Below are 15,850 nucleotides of genomic sequence, written 5' to 3'. Positions count from 1 at the left end.
GCCGTCACCGCTCGGACGCGAGGGTGAGAGCCGCGTTCTCGCAGCGGATCCGCACCACCATCAGCACGGCGTTGAGCACCGTGAACGCCAGCGCGGTCATCCAGGCCGTGTGCACCAGCGGCAGCGCGAGCCCTTCGACCGCCACCGCCACGTAATTGGGATGCCGCAGCCACCGGAACCGGTAGGGGCCGCGCGTCACCAGCGGCAGGCCGGGCACCACGATCACCTGCGTGTTCCAGCGCGGCCCGAGCGCGGTGATGCACCACCACCGCAACGCCTGGGCGGCCACGACGAGGGCGAGCATCGGCCAGCCGAGCGCGGGCAGGAAGGGCCGCTGCGCCAGCACGACCTCCAGCGGCGCGCAGACGAGCAACCCCGTGTGCAGGGCCACCATCCACGGATAGTGACCCTGACCGGAGACGACGCCGCCGCGTGCCATGCTCCACGCGGCGTTGCGCCGGGCGACGACCAGCTCGGCCACACGTTCCAGGCCGACCAGCACGACGAGCACCAGATACCAGGTCATAAGGCAGGCACCAGCAATCGGGTCATGGGCGCGAATGGGCGCGAATGGGCACGGAATGGGCACGGAATGGGCACGGTCACCAGCGGATCAGGACGAGTTCCGAGCAGAAGCCCGGCCCCATGGCGATGATCAGTCCCCAGGCTCCCGGCTCCGGCCGCCGGGTGGCGAGGGTGTCACCGAGCACCTGCAGGACCGAGGACGAGGACAGGTTGCCGTTGGCCGCCAGCGAGCGCCATGTCACGTCGAGGGCGTCCGCGGGCAGGGCGAGCACGTCCGACACGGCTTCGAGCACCTTCGGCCCGCCGGGATGGCACACCCACGCCGTCACCTCCCCGGCCGTCACGCCGTGCTCGGCGAGGAAGCCGTGCACGTCGTCGGCCAGGTATCGCCGCACGACCTCCGGGACGCTCGCGTCCAGCATCACCCGGAACCCGGTGTCGCCCACCTGCCAGCCCATGACGTGCCCTGAGCCCGGATACAGGTGGCTGCGCGTGGCCACCACAGCGGGACCGGCCGCCTCGCGCCCGCCGCCGCAGGCCACCACCGCGGCCGCGCCGTCGCCGAATAATGCGCTGGCGACCAGGTTCGCGGGCGAGGAGTCGCCGCGCTGGACGGTGAGCGAGCACAACTCCACCGACAGCAGCACGGCCACGTGGTCCGGCCAGCCGCGCAGGTAGTCGTGAACCCTGGCGATGCCCGCCGCTCCGGCCACGCAGCCCAGGCCGAAGACGGGCACCCGCTTGACGTCGGGCCGCAGTCCGAGCGCCGCCGCCAGCCGGGCGTCGACGGACGGCGCGGCGATGCCGGTCACCGACGTGAACATGATCATGTCCACGTCGGCCGGCTCCAGCCCGGCCGCGTCCAGGGCGGCCTTCACGCTTTCGAACCCCAGGTCCACGGCGACCGAGACGAAGGCGTCGTTGGCGGCGCCGAAGCCGTTGAGCTTCTCGTACTGCTCGATGGGCAGCGCGAGGTGGCGGTAGTCCACCCGGGCGCTGCGGTGCAGGCGGTCGAGGAGGCGCCGGTCGCCGTTCTCCGGCAGGCAGATGCGGGCGGCCATGTCGGTGAGCTCGGACTGAGGGTAGCGGTGGGGAGGGAAGGCACAACGGACTGCGGCGATACGGGTCATGCAGTTCTCCCTCGTCAGCAGACAACCCCTGCTTCCCGCACGTTTCCCGTCCGGCTGGTCGTTTAAGCCACGCGGGGACGGCGGAGTTCGCGCCGAACGCGTACCCGGGCACGCCAGGGGTGCCGCTGAGCTCCACGGGAGTTCCCGGCGGCCATCGCCCGGACTACGATCACCTTGTGACTGACCGCGATCCCGCGGCCGCCGCGGTCGTGCGCGACGGGCCGGGACGGCCGGCCGTCGGGCTGGTGCTCGCGTGCCACCCGGGCCCGACCCTGGCCGTGACCGCTCTGGTCACGGCGCTGGCCGTGGCCACGGGACGCGACGCGGCCGGGTGCGTGCTGGCGGGCGCGGCCGTGCTGACGGGGCAGCTCTCGATCGGCTGGTGCAACGACGCGATCGACGCCGAGCGCGACGCGGCGACCGGGCGCTCGGGCAAGCCCGTCGCGGGCGGCATGGTGAGCGCGCGTGCCGTCCGGATCGCCGCTCTTGTGGCGCTGGCCTGCTGCGTGCCGCTGTCGCTGGCCTCCGGCTGGTGGGCGGGCGCCCTGCACCTCTTCGGCGTGCTGGCGGCCTGGGGGTACGACCTCGGGCTGAAGGCGACGCTCCTGTCGTGGGCGCCCTACGCCGTGGGGTTCGGCGTGCTGCCGGCCTTCGTGACGCTGGGCCTGCCCGGCGAGCCGTGGCCCGCGTGGTGGGCGGTCCTGGCCGCCGCGCTGCTCGGAGTGGGCGCACACCTGGCCAACGTGCTGCCGGACATCGCGGGTGACCTGGACACCGGCGTACGCGGCTGGCCGCAGCGCATGGGCGCCTCCCGCGTACGGCTTCTGGTCCCCGTGCCACTGCTGGCCGCCACCTGCCTGCTCGTCTTCGGCCCCGGAGGCGCGCCCGGCGTGGCGGGCTGGCTGGCCGTGGCCGCCGCCTCGGTCCTCGCGGCCACGGGGCTGCTGGCGGCCGGGTCGTCACGGGTGCCGTTCGTCACCGCCGTCGCCGTGGCGGCCGTGGACGTGATCCTCCTGGTCGCCGGCGGCGCCTCGCTCACCGCGTGACGCGCAGGGCACGCAGTACCTCCAGCTCGGCGAAGGGCTCACGCCCTTCGCCGCGGGGCCGCCGGCGCTGGCGATGTTCGCCTGGTCGCCGCCGCTCCGGCGTGAGGTTGTGGAACAGCGAGCGGAGAATCGACAAAGGGGCGATTCCGGCGGTATGGCTTCAGCCAGGCCGAACAGACCGGTTGATCCGGGCGTGATGATCACCGGGCTGGCCGATACGCGGCCGTCAGCGGGCGATGCAACGCTGGCGGCTGCTTCAGCCGCACCTGGAGGAGCAGGTGCCACTGGTCCGGGTCGCCGAGCCGGCTCAGCGTAGCTTGCCGGTGATGATCCACAGGTGGCCGAACGGGTCACGGATGCGGCCCGAGCGCTTGCCGTACGGCCGGTTCTCGATCGGCACAACCACCTCGGCGCCGTGGGCGACCATGCGTTCGCCGACTGCATCTGGATCGTCGACCTCGACCTCGAGCAGGACCGCGGATCCGCCGAGATCATCGGGTGACAGCCACCCCCACGATGAGACGGCCGGTGAGACCCGGAAGGACGACTTGCCGACGCGGTGTTCAACGACGCTGGGCCGGCCATCGTCGCTCCGGGGAGCGCTGAACACCCGCTCAGCGCCCAGGGTGACCTGGTAGAACGCCGACGCACGGTCCGGGTCGGGCACGATGAGACGGGGAGAAAGATGAATATCAGGCGTCATGAACCCATCGTCGGGCCAGACGGGAGCAGAGGTCTTGAAGATTTGGGAACGCCCCATGCGTCCGCCGCCATCTGGACGTACCGCATGGTCTGGTGCTCCGTCGCCGGCTGATGGACCCTACGCGATCAAGCCTTCGGCGCGTAGCCACTCGGTCGGCGTACACCCGGCCATGGCCCGCCATTCGCGGGTGAAGTGCGCCTGGTCGGCGAATCCCGACGCCGCAGCCACTGCCGCCAGGCTGACCGTCCCGGCACGGGCTGCGGCCACCAGTGCGCCACGTGCGGCCTCGAACCGAAGGAGCCGCTGGTACTCCTTCGGCGTCACCCCCAGCTCCGCCCGAACGGTACCGCTCAGGTGACGCCGGGAGCACCCCAGAAGCCGAGCCGCCTCCTGCACCCGGGCGGTCCCGGACAGTGCCGCCAGCGTGGCCCGCAGTTCCTGGCCACGGGCGTTCTCCTGGTGCCGGGCCCATCCGGCGATCAAGGCGCCTTCGACGAGGGCCCGGCGTTGCGCCCAGGACCGGCAGGCTGCCAACTGCTCCGGCAGGTGCGCCATCGCCGGGGCCACGTCGGCCAGATCGGTGACCTGCCCGGTCAGCACCGACGCCGGGATCCTCAGCAACGCCCCGGCACCCAGCGGGCTGAGCGTCAGCCACACGCCGCGCGTGCCGCCCTCCTGCCTCAGCTCGGCTGCGTCCAGGTGAAGCCCGGCGACGACGGCCCGGAACCGCCCCCGCGAGTCGGGCCGCCCGAGCCACGCGATCTCCAACGAGTCCGCCTCCGGGATCGTGATCGACACCGTGGACGAAGGCAACCCGCGATGAACGCCGACCGAGCCCCGGCCAAGCTCGTACGCGCTCAGCGCCGCCACGAACGGCGCCAGAGCCGCGGACCTGTGAGCAGCAGGCACGATGTTCACCCCTTCACACTATGGCGGCCCGACGATGAGACCGACGTCTCCGCCCGCTACGGTCGCACGCCCGCCTGCTGTGCCTTCCCAGGATCGATGGCTGGACATCGGTCCAACGCGCCCGCATCGAAGAGATCCGCGGCAACCTCGTCGCCCGCATTGCCGAGGCCGAACGCGAACGAACATAGCGGCGCTGATCACCAACCCGTCAAACGCGACCGTTAGCGCAGGTCAGGCCGTGTCTCGTTGGATATTTCCCGTTGCTGCCGGGACGCCGTTCACCGCCCAGCGCGCAGGGATCCGCGCAGCCACCGCATCCCCACGGCCAGCGCGAGCGGGGCGGGCACCGTACCGGCCCCGAGTCCCACCTCCACCAGCAGGTCGAACACCTCCTTGCGGCGCGCCGCGGTCGCGATCGCCGCGTCGATGAAACCGGGGGACTGGGCCAGGCGGGCCAGCACGTCGGTGGTGCGCAGGTGCCGTCCGAGCGCTGCACGCAGCTTGCTCCGGTACAGCGTCAGCGGATCGCCCGGCGACTCCACCGCCGCCTCGGCCGCCAGCCGCCCGGACAGCAGCGCGTAGTAGATGCCCTCGCCGGTGAGCGGGTTGATCAGGCCCGCGGCGTCGCCGGCGAGCAGGACCCGTCCAGCGCCGGGCACCGGCCGTCCGGTCGAGAGCGGCAGGTGGTGGGCGCGCAGATCGCGGGGGTGCCGGTCGGGCAGCAACTCGGCGAGCCTGCCGTGCAGCACCTGCCGCCCCGGCGCTCCCGCCGCGCGCAGCTTCGGCAGCAGCATGCCGAAGCCGACGTTCGCGGTGCCGTCGCCGATGGGGAACGACCACGCGTAGGCCGGCCAGCCCGCCTTCTGCATGGCGATGAGCTGGACATCGTCCTCCTCGGGCACGTCGGCGTAGCCGCGCACGGCGATGGCGGTGTGCTTCTCGGCGGCGGAGGGCAGGCCGATCAGGCGGCGCACGACCGAGGCGGCCCCGTCGGCGGCCACCACCGTACGGGCCCGCAGCCCTCCGTCGATGACCACGCCGGACCCGTCGAAGGTGAGATCCCTGACGCGGTGCCGGCGTACCTCGACGCCCCTGGCCCGTGCGGCGGCCACCAGGCGGGCGTCGAACACCCGGCGCGGCACCACGTGATTGGGCCGCCCGGCCTCGGCGGAGACCCGCACGCCGCCCGGCGAGACCACGGTCAGGCGGGGCGTGGGCCGGTAGTCGTCGATGAGCGCGGGCACTCCCAGCCGGGCCAGCTCGTCGCGCCCGTGGGCGGCGATGCCGTCGCCGCACGGCTTGTCGCGGGGAAAGTCGGCCCTGTCGAGCAGCAGCACCCGCAGCTGGGGGCGCAGTTGCACGGCCCGCAGCGCCGCCGCCGAGCCCGCCGGTCCCGCTCCCACGATCGCCACGTCCCACATGCGCTCCATGCGAGGTCTGTCCCACCGCACGCACGATCGGAAACTCCTCACGCTCCGCGGGCCGCTCGGCGTACGTCACACCATGCTGACCCGCGGGGCGGCCATGCCCAGGGCGATCGACCACGCCACGTGGAGAGCGTTCGTTCGACGAGCGGTTCGTCGGACGCTTGGACCGCGCCTTGGGGCTGGCCGCACTGGCGATCGTGGCCGGGTGTCGGTCATGGACGCGGGATGTCGATGCCAGCCGCGCGCAGCTTCGCCTCGACCAGCGCGTTCAACCGGGCGATGGCCGGCGCTTGGTCTTCCCGGTGGTGGTTGATCAGCCCGTACCGGGCGGCGGCGTCGGACTGGCTCTGAGATCCGGTCGGCGGTGCCGGCAGCGCGTGGTCGGCCAGTAGCTTGTCGGCCAGCGCGGACGCCAGTTCCTCGATCCGCGGGTCGTCGGGATCCCAGGACATCGCATCGGCGCCGCGCTTGGTCAGCTCGACGAGTTCGGGATCGTCGAGCGAGTTTTCGAGCCGGGTCAGGAAGGTGTCGAAGATCTCCGGAACCAGTGCCTGGGCCAGCACCAGAGCCTCCCGTTGGGCGGCCACGTAGTCGGGGCTGAAGCCAAATTCGGCGAGTCGGTCCAAGACCGCGCGGGCCCGGTCGGGTAGCAGGGTCCGGTCACCGTTGGCGAGCCGGTGCAGCGTGTCGCGGCGCGCGATCAGGTCCTCGATCCGTTCGGTGAGCCGCCGCTCGACGTCGTCCAGGGAGGCGGTGAATTCCTCGGGGTCGGAGTCGAACAGGTCGCCGATCTCGGCCAGCGGCACGCCGGCCTCGGCCAGCGTCCGGACCTGGATCAGCCGCAGCAGGTCGGCCGACCGGTAACGCCGGTAGCCCGACCCGTCCCGTTCCGGCTCGGCGACCAGGCCGAGCCGGTGATAGTGCCGCACGGTCTTGATCGTGACGCCGACGAACGCCGCCGCCTGACCGATCGTGAGCCCGTCTGCCATCGGCTTGGCGCACCTCCAGGTCGCGGGTGGCTGCGGTCTCGTCGCACGCCGCGTCGGCGACGGCCCGAAAGTCCGTGCGCGGGATCGAGCCGTGGTCGCCGGCGACCGTCGCATTCACCTTGGGGTACGGGTGGCGGGCGATCATAGGGCGAGGGTAGCGCGTAGCTGTGCCAGTCCATCACCGCGCCGGACCGCGCGGACCGCGGCCCAACCGCTGGACCAGGCCCCGGGGACACCTGAGATCGGCGCAGATCAGCTCGTGATCGCGACAGTGTTGACCTTGACCTTAGGGCAGGGTGCACGCTGATCGCATGGCCGCCTGGATGGGGCCGGTAACAACCAAGGCCGCCGTGAGATCGAACGCTGGAGACAAGAAGATTCATGATGAGGCAGAGCAACAGCGGCTTCTCCGATGCGGGGCTGCGCAGACTGCGCGAGGTGATGGCACGCCATGTCCGGTCCGGAACCATTCCCGGGCTGGTCGCCCTGGTCAGCCGGGGAGGCCAGACGCACGTCGAAGCGCTCGGGACGATGCGGCATGACGGTGGCGCGCCGATGCGCCGGGACACGATCTTTCGGATGGCCTCGGTGTCCAAGCCGGTCACGATGGCCGCGGCGATGGTCCTGCTCGACGAATGCCGGATACGGCCGGACGACCCGGTCGATGAGTGGCTGCCCGAACTGGCCAATCGGAAGGTGCTGAAACGGCCCGGCGGCCCGCTGGAGGACACCGTGCCGGCCCACCGGCCGATCACCGTACGAGACCTGCTCACCTCAACGTTCGGGCTCGGAATGGATTTCGACCTACTGGACTCTCCGATCAGCGCTGCGACGTTTGAGGCGACCGACTACGGCGTGGCGTCCGGACCGGCGCCTGAGCCGGACGAATGGATGCGTCGCCTCGGCGAGCTCCCGCTGTCGTACCAGCCCGGACAGCGGTGGCAGTACGACCTCAGCCACGAAGTGCTCTGCGTGCTCGTTGCCAGGGTCACCGGTCAGCCGTTCGGGACGTTCCTGCGCGAACGCATCCTCGATCCGCTGGGCATGACCGACACCGGTTACCATGTGCCCGCCGACAAGATCGACCGGCTACCACCCCTGTACGGGCCCGACCCGCAGACCGGAGAGTTCCTGGTGTGGGACGAGGCCGCCGACGGACGGGTCAGCCGGCCTCCGGTGTTCCAGGGGTGCGCACTGGTCTCCACTGCCGACGACTACCACGCCTTCTTCCGGATGCTGCTGAACAGCGGCATGCACCAGGATCAGCGGATCCTGTCCCGGCCCGCCGTCGAGTTGATGACCACCAACTGCCTCACGCCCGCGCAACAGGCCGCCCGCGACACGATGTACAGGAACATCGCCCATCTGTCGTCCGGGCTGGGGTTGCACGGCGGCTGGGGCTTCGGAATGGCGGTGCGCACCTACTGCCGCGACTACGCGCCCATCGGCCAGTTCGGCTGGGACGGCGGAACCGGCACCACCGTCTACGCCGACCCGACCAACCAGCTCACCGGAATCCTGCTCACCCAGGTCGGGATGTCCACCCCGGATCCGGCGCGGCTGTTCCACGACTTCTGGACCACCCTCTACCAGGTCATCGACGACTGACACCGAGCGCGGACGCCAGCAGTGCGGGGAATCCATCCGCACCATCGCCGCCGGGCGTCAAGGTCTCCATCGGCGTCGTCCACAGTCCGCTGACCGGGGGCCCGGCCGTGCGCGCTACGGGCACGGCAGCCGTGAGGATCGTGTACGGATGCTCAGACGCTGCGGACGACCGAGACGACGATGCCCAGTACCACGGCATCGTCGCCGTCGATGATGTCGTAGGCGGGATTGCGTGGTTCGAGATGGACGTGGCCGTTGCGCCGGCGAAACACCTTGACGGTGGCCTCACCGTCGATCATCGCGGCGACGATCTGGCCCGAGTGCGCCTCGGGCTGCTGCCGTACGACGACGATGTCGCCGTCGCAGATCGCCGCGTCGATCATTGACTCGCCCCGCACCCGGAGGGCGAACACGTCGCCGCGTCCGGTGAGGTCGCGGGGGAGAAGCAGCGTGCCGTCCACGTGCTCGTCGGCCGGGATGGGAATGCCCGCGGCGATGTCTCCGACCACGGGCACGGTCACCACGTCGCCGGCCGGTTCCGGCGAGGCGGCCCGCAGGAACAGACGCACGTCGATCGGCCGGGTCATCGACGTGCTCCGGCGGAGGAAACCCTTCTCCTCCAGGCTCCTGAGGTGTTTCGCCACCGACGAGGACGATCGGAGCCCGACCGCACGGCCGATCTCGCGTGTGCTCGGTGGATAACCGTACCTGACCACCCAGTCCCGGATCGTGGCAAGGATGCGCTGCTGGCGTTGCGGCAGAACGGAGAAGTCGAGATATTCGAACGGGTCGGTATCGCCGTAGGTGGTCACCTGCGACATGTTAAAGGTGAGCCGCTGCTCCGGGTTGTACGGATCGAAGCGCCATGACCTTGACGGATGCTCTGGATGCGCGATTCCCCCTGAACGATTCCGCTGTCCGTGCGGGACATCGTGTCCTGGAGGGAGGGGGCTGCCACGCCCGACGGTCATGGCTTTGGCGGGGGCTGCGATGCTCTTCCCGCCACTTTCACTTTATAGCAGATCCTGGCGCCTCATGAGACCTCAGAAAGTACTTCATACTTGCCCACTGCGAACCACCCGACGAACGATGGAGCACGGAAAATTGGGCTACGTGATGGGCTTCGAGCACATCGATGCGACGAACATCGCAGAGGTCGGCGGGAAGGGGGCGCACCTGGGCGAGCTCTCGCGCATCGACGGCGTCCGCGTGCCGGACGGCTTCTGCGTCACGACGGACGCCTTCGAGCGGGTGGTGGCCGAGGCCGCCTCGATCGACGCTCAGCTCGACCTGCTGGCGCGAGTGAACCCGGACGATCGCGGGGCCATCCGCACCCTGAGCGCCGATATCCGGCGCGTCGTCGAAGGCGTCGCGGTCCCCGACGATCTCGTGGCGGCGATCAGCGAGGCGCTCGCCCGGCTCGGGGAGCAGACCTCCTGCGCGGTGCGTTCCAGCGCGACGGCCGAGGACCTGCCCACCGCGTCCTTCGCGGGCCAGCAGGACTCCTACCTGAACGTCGTGGGTCTGGACGCCGTCCTGCGGCACGTCCGAAGGTGCTGGGCCTCGTTGTTCACCGAGCGGGCCGTGACCTACCGGTGCCGTAACGGCTTCGACCACCGGAGGGTACGGATGGCGGTGGTCGTCCAGCGGATGGTGTTCCCTGACGCGGCCGGGATCCTCTTCACGGCGGACCCCGTGACCTCCAACCGGAAGGCCGCCACCGTGGAAGCCGGTTGGGGGCTCGGCGAGGCGCTGGTGTCCGGTCTGGTCGCCGGTGACGTCTACACGGTGCGCGACGATCAGGTCGTCACCACAGAGGTCGCCACCAAGACGCGCTTCGTCGAGGCGTCGCCGGGAGGCGGCACGCAGGAGGCGCCGACCGATCCGCGGCGGCAGACGCAGCCGGCTCTGACGGAGGCGCAGGTCGTGCGCCTGGTGCGGTTGGGCCGGCGCGTCGAAGAGCACTTCGGCCGGCCCCAGGACATCGAGTGGTGCCTGGCCGGCGACGACTTCCACATCGTTCAGAGCCGGCCGATCACCACCCTGTTCCCCCTTCCTCCGGCCGATGACCGGGAGAACCACCTCTACGTCTCCGTCGGTCACCAGCAGATGATGACCGACGCGATGAAGCCGCTGGGGCTCTCCCTGTGGCAGCTGACCACCCCACGGTCGATGCACGAGGCGGGCGGACGGTTGTTCGTCGACGTGGCCCCCCTCCTGGCGAGGCCCGCGGGTCGCGCGAGCCTCATCGAGGCGCTGGGGAGGTCCGACCCGCTCATCCGGGAGGCGTTGCAGAGCGTCGTCGACCGCGGCGACTTCCTGCGCTCGCTTCCGGACGATGATTCCGGTGCCGCGCCCGCCGGTGACTCACCCGCGCTGATCGAGGCCGATCCGGCCATCGTCACCCAGCTGATCCGGGACAATCAGGAGTCCGTCGCCACCCTGCAGGGCAAGATCCAGGGTTTGTCCGGGCCCGCGCTGCTCGACTTCATCCTGGCCGACATCGCGGAGCTGAAGCGCGTCCTGTTCGACCCGCGGAGCCACCAGGTGATCATGACGGGGTTCGAGGCGGCCTGGTGGCTCAACGACCGCCTGGAGGAGTGGCTGGGCGAGAAGAACGCGGCCGACACGCTCACGCAATCCGTCCCCCACAACGTCACGTCGGAGATGGGGCTGGCGCTCCTCGACGTCGCCGACACGATCCGGCCGCACGCGGACGTCGTGAGGTTCCTGCACCGCGTCGTGGACGAAGGCCGCGAGGGTGACGGCTTCCTGAACGAACTGCCCGGGCTGCCCGGCGGGCAGGAAGCACATGACGCCATCCGGGACTACCTCGACGAGTACGGCATGCGCTGCGCGGGCGAGATCGACATCACCAGGACGCGCTGGAGCGAGAATCCCGCCATGCTCGTGCGCACCATTCTCGGCAACATCAAGAACTTCGAGCCGGGCGCCGGCAAACGACGCTTCGAACAGGGACGCCGAGAGGCGCAGCGGAAGGAGCAGGAACTGCTGACAAGATTGCGCGCCCTGCCCCACGGGGAGCAGAAGGCGGAGGAGGCCAAGCGGATGATCGACCGCATCCGTACCTTCGCCGGCTACCGGGAATATCCCAAGTACGGCATGATCCGCCGCTATTTCGTCTACAAGCAGGCGTTGCTGCAAGAAGCCGATCGCCTCGTCGCGTCCGGCGTTCTGCGCGAGAGGGAGGACATCTTCTTCCTCAGGTTCCAGGAGTTGCGGGAAGTCGTGCGCACCGACGACGTGGACGCCGAGCTCGTTCTGGAAAGGCGCGCGGCGTTCCGCTCGTACGAGCCGCTCACCCCGCCCCGGGTCTTCACGTCGGACGGCGAGGTCATCACGGGCCGGTACCGGAGCGAGGACGCCCCGCCCGGCGCGCTGGCCGGCCTTCCGGTCTCGGCCGGGACCGTCGAGGGCCGTGCCCGTGTCGTCATGGACATGGCGCGGGCCGACCTGGAGGAGGGCGACATCCTGGTCACCGCCTACACCGACCCCAGCTGGACCCCGCTGTTCGTCACCGTCGCCGGCCTGGTGACGGAGGTGGGCGGCCTCATGACGCACGGGGCGGTGATCGCGCGGGAGTACGGCCTGCCGGCCGTGGTGGGTGTGGAGCAGGCCACCCGGCTGATCCGGGACGGGCAGCGGATCCGCGTTCACGGAACCGGCGGCTACGTCGAGATCCTCGACTGATCTACAATGTAAAGGCGCTCGCTGGAGTCCATTCTCTGCTCTTCAAAAGGCACGGGCTTCGCCCGTACTCCACCGAAGAAGAGCACTGCGTTCGGGCGAGGGCGTGCGCCGCGTCGGGGAGGCGGCGCACGCGCAGCGTGTCCAGCGCCGCGAACAGCCTGGCAGGATTCCCGCGTCACTGCCGCCGATGATCAGCAGGCGTATGCCCGCCCCCTTGCCGGTTCTTTGGTGGTCAGCCGGTCAGGTCGCCGATGAGCTTGTCGATGCGGGTGCGGATCTGGTCGCGGATCACGCGGACCGCCTCGATGCCCTGACCGGCCGGGTCGTCGAGCTTCCAGTCCTCGTAGCGTTTGCCGGGGAAGATGGGACAGGCGTCGCCGCAGCCCATGGTGACGACCACGTCGGACGCCTCGACCGCGTCAATGGTGAGGATCTTGGGCTGCTCGGTGGTGATGTCGATGCCGACCTCGCGCATTGCCTCGACGGCGACCGGGTTGATCTGGTCGGCGGGTGCCGACCCGGCCGAGCGGACCTCGATGCGGCCCGCGGCCAGGTGTGACAGCCACCCGGCGGCCATCTGGGAGCGTCCGGCGTTGTGCACGCAGACGAACAGCACGCTCGGCTTGCCGGAAGGATTCTCAGCCACGGATCGGCTCCTTGGGCGCGGTGGTGAACAGGCGGCGCCCGGCGAGGCTCACGTAGACCAGGGCGACCAGGACGGGTACCTCGATGAGCGGGCCGACCACGCCGGCCAGGGCCTGGCCCGAGGTGACGCCGAAGACGCCGACCGCCACGGCGATGGCCAGCTCGAAGTTGTTGCCGGCTGCGGTGAAGGCCAGCGTGGTGGTGCGCTCGTACGGCAGGCCGATGGCTTTGCCCAGGAGGAACGAGCCGCCCCACATCAGCACGAAGTAGGCCAGCAGCGGCAGGGCGATGCGGGCCACGTCCAGGGGTCGTTCGCTGATCGTGTGGCCTTGGAGGGCGAACAGGATGACGATGGTGAACAGCAGCCCGTACAGGGCCAGCGGGCCGGCTTTCGGCAGGAACGTGCCCTCGTACCAGGCTCTGCCCTTGGCCCGCTCGCCCCAGGTGCGTGACAGGTAGCCGGCCAGCAGCGGGATGCCCAGGAAGATGAGCACGTACTGGGCGATGTCCCACATCGACACCTCGAGGGCGGCCTGTGACAGGCCGAGCCAGCCGGGCAGGACCTGTAGGTAGAACCAGCCGAGGGCGCCGAACGCGACGACTTGGAAGATCGAGTTGAGGGCGACCAGGACGGCGGCCGATTCGCGGTCGCCGCAGGCCAGGTCGTTCCAGATGAGGACCATGGCGATGCACCGGGCCAGCCCCACGATGATCAGGCCGGTGCGGTATTCGGGCAGGTCGGGCAGGAATGTCCAGGCCAGGGTGAACATCAGCGCGGGGCCGGCGATCCAGTTGAGCGCCAGGGACGCCACGAGCATCCGCCGGTCGCCGGTGACGGTGTCGAGCCGGTCGTAGCGGACTTTGGCCAGCACCGGGTACATCATGAGCAGCAGGCCGAGCGCGATCGGCAGGGAGATCTCGCCGATCTTGACGGCTTCCAGCGCGGTGTTCAGGCCTGGCACCAGGCGGCCGAGCAGGAGTCCGGCCGTCATTGCCGCCCCGATCCACACCGGTAGGAACCGGTCCAGGACCGGCAGCCGGCCGACGACGGCCGCGGTTGCCTCCTCCTGCGCTGGCCCTTGCGTGCGGGCGGCACGTGAGGACATCGTTTCCTTCCTTGGTTCAGACCGTGGCGGGGATGTTCAGCAGGGCTGACAGCTGCGACAGCGTGTCAGGGACGAGGCGGTAGTGGACCCAGGTGCCGCGCCGCTCGGAGGTGAGCAGGCCGACGTCTTTGAGCACCTTCAGGTGGTGGCTGATCGTGGGCTGGGTCAACTCGAAGGCGTCGGTGATGTCGCACACGCAGGCCTCACCGCCCTGCCGGGCGGCCACGATCGACAGGATCCGCAGCCGTACCGGGTCGCCGAGCGCCTTGAAGACGCGGGCGATCTCGGCGCTCTGCGCGGCGTCGAGCTCCTCGCGCACCAGCGGCGGGCCGCACTCCAGGATGTGCAGCGGTTCCACGCCAAGCTCCCTGCATAGACGACTGTCGATACGCCATATTGACATATATCTATGAGCAAACGCCAATCGCCCTTCGGGATGCATGGATGAACATCTGTATTGCATGCATGGCATCCGCCATACGCCGGTGGGGCATCTGAACGGCTCGGATCCTGAACCCATGATTAGAGGATTGTCAAATTAGATGAGCCTCTAGGTTGGGACGTGTGGCCGCTTCCGGCCCGGTCAGCCGCAACCGCCGGCGGAGGGGTCATCGCCCGGCGGGCAACACGCGGCCAAGGCGGCCTGCAGGTCGGCCAGCGCCTGTCGCGCCCCGTCGGGGTTGGCGCGGTAGTAGACGGTCTTCCACTCGCGCCGGGAGGTGAGCACGCCGCCCTCGCGCAGCGTCGCCAGGTGCGTGGAGGTGGCCGACTGGGCCAGCGACAGGCGCTCGGCCACCTGACTCACGGTCAGCTCCACCCCGCCCTCGAACAGGAACAGGATCTGCTGGCGGGTGTCGCTGGCCAGCGCCTTGAGGAAGCCGCGCGCCGCGTCGGTGAGCTGGATGCCGCTGCCTGCCGTGTGCATGACACGACTCTACCGTATTGTCATTTCTGGATATGAGGATATGATTCGGCGGCATGGACACCATCGTCATCGGCGCCGGCCAGTCCGGCCTGGCCGCCGCCCGCGCCCTGCGCGCCGCCGGTCGCACGCCCGTCATCCTCGAAGCCGGCCCGACGCCCACCGGCTCGTGGAGCAGCTACTACGACAGCCTCACCCTGTTCTCGCCCGCCCGCTACAGCGCCATGCCCGGCCAGGACTTCCCCGGTGACGGCGACCACTACCCCACCCGCGACGAGGTTGTCGCCTACCTGCAGCGCTACGCCGACAGCCTGGACGCCGAGATCCGCACCGGCATCCGCGTCACCGCGGTGGAAGCCGACGGCGCGGGCGGCTTCCTGGTGCACACCGCCGCCGGGGAGACGCTGCGCGCCATGGGCGTGATCGCGGCCAGCGGCTCCTTCGGCAACCCCTGCATCCCCGCCCTGCCGGGCCAGGACGGCTTCACCGGGCAGGCCCTGCACGTGGCCGGCTACCGCAGCCCCAAGCTCTACGCCGGGCAGCGCGTCGTGGTGGTCGGCGGCGGCAACTCCGCCGTCCAGGTCGCCTACGAACTGGCCGAGGTGGCCGACGTCACGATCGCCTCCCGCCAGCCGCTGCAGCTCATGCCGCAGATCGTCGGCGGCAAGGACGTGCACTACTGGCACACCACCACCGGCTTCGACCAGCTCCCGCCCGCCTGGCTGGCCCGCGTCGCCAGCGGCACCCTGGTCATGGACACCGGTGACTACGCCGCCGCCCTGGCCGACGGCCGCCTGCAGCGCCGTGCGATGTTCACCGCCTTCGACGGCGACCAGGTGGTGTGGGCCGGCGGCGAGCGCGAACGCGTCGATGCGGTGATCTACGCGACCGGCTACCTGCCGCACCTGGACTACCTGGCTCCGCTCGGCGCCCTCGACGAAACGGGGCTGCCCCTGCACGCGGGCGGCCTGTCCACCACCCACCTCGGGCTCGGCTACGTCGGCCTGGAGTTCCAGCGCTCCTTTGCCTCCAACACCCTGCGCGGCGTCCACCGCGACGCCGAACACGTGGCCGCGCCGATCGCCGCCTACGCCGGCGGCGTCCTGACAGCCTACGGCCTGTGACATGG

At 70.3% G+C, this 15,850-nt stretch carries 15 protein-coding genes; 4 read left to right on the top strand and 11 right to left on the bottom strand.

Annotated features, from left to right (window positions below; genetic code table 11):
- Window positions 1–4: 4 nt before the first annotated feature.
- Together ABGA98_RS35670 and ABGA98_RS35665 are read right to left on the bottom strand one after the other, a co-directional pair.
- Complete coding sequence (locus ABGA98_RS35670; protein WP_347622837.1) at window positions 5–526, bottom strand: isoprenylcysteine carboxylmethyltransferase family protein; 522 nt, start codon at window positions 524–526, stop codon at window positions 5–7.
- Between the two features lie 76 nt (window positions 527–602).
- Window positions 603–1,655, bottom strand: coding sequence for a 3-oxoacyl-[acyl-carrier-protein] synthase III C-terminal domain-containing protein (locus ABGA98_RS35665; RefSeq protein ID WP_347622836.1), 1,053 nt, complete (start codon window positions 1,653–1,655; stop codon window positions 603–605).
- Between the two features lie 176 nt (window positions 1,656–1,831).
- Between ABGA98_RS35665 and ABGA98_RS35660 the strand changes: the two genes are divergently transcribed.
- Window positions 1,832–2,701, top strand: coding sequence for a UbiA family prenyltransferase (locus tag ABGA98_RS35660; protein ID WP_347622835.1), 870 nt, complete (start codon window positions 1,832–1,834; stop codon window positions 2,699–2,701).
- Window positions 2,702–3,008: 307 nt separating this feature from the next.
- On the opposite strand, the gene ABGA98_RS35655 is transcribed toward ABGA98_RS35660, so the two are convergent.
- The 4 genes from ABGA98_RS35655 to ABGA98_RS35640 all read right to left on the bottom strand — a co-directional run bounded on the left by ABGA98_RS35655 (window position 3,009) and on the right by ABGA98_RS35640 (window position 6,729).
- The gene (locus tag ABGA98_RS35655; RefSeq protein WP_347622834.1) at window positions 3,009–3,404 is read right to left on the bottom strand and encodes a VOC family protein; all 396 of its coding nucleotides are present in this window, start codon (window positions 3,402–3,404) and stop codon (window positions 3,009–3,011) included.
- Window positions 3,405–3,521: 117 nt separating this feature from the next.
- The gene (locus ABGA98_RS35650; RefSeq protein ID WP_347622833.1) at window positions 3,522–4,322 is read right to left on the bottom strand and encodes a helix-turn-helix domain-containing protein; all 801 of its coding nucleotides are present in this window, start codon (window positions 4,320–4,322) and stop codon (window positions 3,522–3,524) included.
- Window positions 4,323–4,591: 269 nt separating this feature from the next.
- Window positions 4,592–5,764 (bottom strand): NAD(P)/FAD-dependent oxidoreductase, encoded by a 1,173-nt coding sequence (locus ABGA98_RS35645; RefSeq protein WP_347622832.1) that lies wholly within the window; start codon window positions 5,762–5,764, stop codon window positions 4,592–4,594.
- A 188-nt stretch (window positions 5,765–5,952) separates the two neighbouring features.
- Window positions 5,953–6,729 carry a MerR family transcriptional regulator gene (locus ABGA98_RS35640; protein ID WP_347622831.1) on the bottom strand — a complete coding sequence of 259 codons (777 nt, stop codon included), beginning with the start codon at window positions 6,727–6,729 and terminating at the stop codon, window positions 5,953–5,955.
- 384 nt (window positions 6,730–7,113) lie between these two features.
- On the opposite strand from ABGA98_RS35640, the gene ABGA98_RS35635 reads away from it, so the two are divergent.
- Window positions 7,114–8,337, top strand: coding sequence for a serine hydrolase domain-containing protein (locus ABGA98_RS35635; RefSeq protein WP_347622830.1), 1,224 nt, complete (start codon window positions 7,114–7,116; stop codon window positions 8,335–8,337).
- A 152-nt stretch (window positions 8,338–8,489) separates the two neighbouring features.
- Here ABGA98_RS35635 and lexA read toward each other — a convergent pair whose 3' ends face one another.
- Window positions 8,490–9,158, bottom strand: a complete 669-nt coding sequence (gene lexA / locus ABGA98_RS35630; protein ID WP_347622829.1) for a transcriptional repressor LexA — start codon at window positions 9,156–9,158, stop codon at window positions 8,490–8,492.
- A gap of 292 nt (window positions 9,159–9,450) precedes the next feature.
- On the opposite strand from lexA, the gene rph reads away from it, so the two are divergent.
- Window positions 9,451–12,048, top strand: coding sequence for a rifamycin-inactivating phosphotransferase (gene rph, locus ABGA98_RS35625; protein WP_347622886.1), 2,598 nt, complete (start codon window positions 9,451–9,453; stop codon window positions 12,046–12,048).
- Window positions 12,049–12,280: 232 nt separating this feature from the next.
- Here rph and ABGA98_RS35620 read toward each other — a convergent pair whose 3' ends face one another.
- The 4 genes from ABGA98_RS35620 to ABGA98_RS35605 all read right to left on the bottom strand — a co-directional run bounded on the left by ABGA98_RS35620 (window position 12,281) and on the right by ABGA98_RS35605 (window position 14,724).
- Window positions 12,281–12,694, bottom strand: coding sequence for an arsenate reductase ArsC (locus ABGA98_RS35620; RefSeq protein ID WP_347622828.1), 414 nt, complete (start codon window positions 12,692–12,694; stop codon window positions 12,281–12,283).
- Window positions 12,687–13,799, bottom strand: a complete 1,113-nt coding sequence (arsB, locus tag ABGA98_RS35615) for an ACR3 family arsenite efflux transporter (RefSeq protein ID WP_347622827.1) — start codon at window positions 13,797–13,799, stop codon at window positions 12,687–12,689. Before arsB ends, ABGA98_RS35620 begins: the two co-directional genes overlap by 8 nt.
- A gap of 16 nt (window positions 13,800–13,815) precedes the next feature.
- Complete coding sequence (locus ABGA98_RS35610) at window positions 13,816–14,157, bottom strand: metalloregulator ArsR/SmtB family transcription factor (protein WP_347622826.1); 342 nt, start codon at window positions 14,155–14,157, stop codon at window positions 13,816–13,818.
- Window positions 14,158–14,382: 225 nt separating this feature from the next.
- The gene (locus ABGA98_RS35605) at window positions 14,383–14,724 is read right to left on the bottom strand and encodes a metalloregulator ArsR/SmtB family transcription factor (RefSeq protein WP_347622825.1); all 342 of its coding nucleotides are present in this window, start codon (window positions 14,722–14,724) and stop codon (window positions 14,383–14,385) included.
- Window positions 14,725–14,777: 53 nt separating this feature from the next.
- Between ABGA98_RS35605 and ABGA98_RS35600 the strand changes: the two genes are divergently transcribed.
- Entirely contained in the window at window positions 14,778–15,845 is a 1,068-nt protein-coding gene (locus tag ABGA98_RS35600; protein WP_347622824.1) for an NAD(P)/FAD-dependent oxidoreductase, read from the top strand.
- Window positions 15,846–15,850: the final 5 nt, after the last annotated feature.

The sequence above is a fragment of the Nonomuraea sp. B1E8 genome, assembly GCF_039871515.1.
Lineage (GTDB): Bacteria > Actinomycetota > Actinomycetes > Streptosporangiales > Streptosporangiaceae > Nonomuraea.
This window is presented reverse-complemented; position numbering and strand designations above follow the sequence as displayed.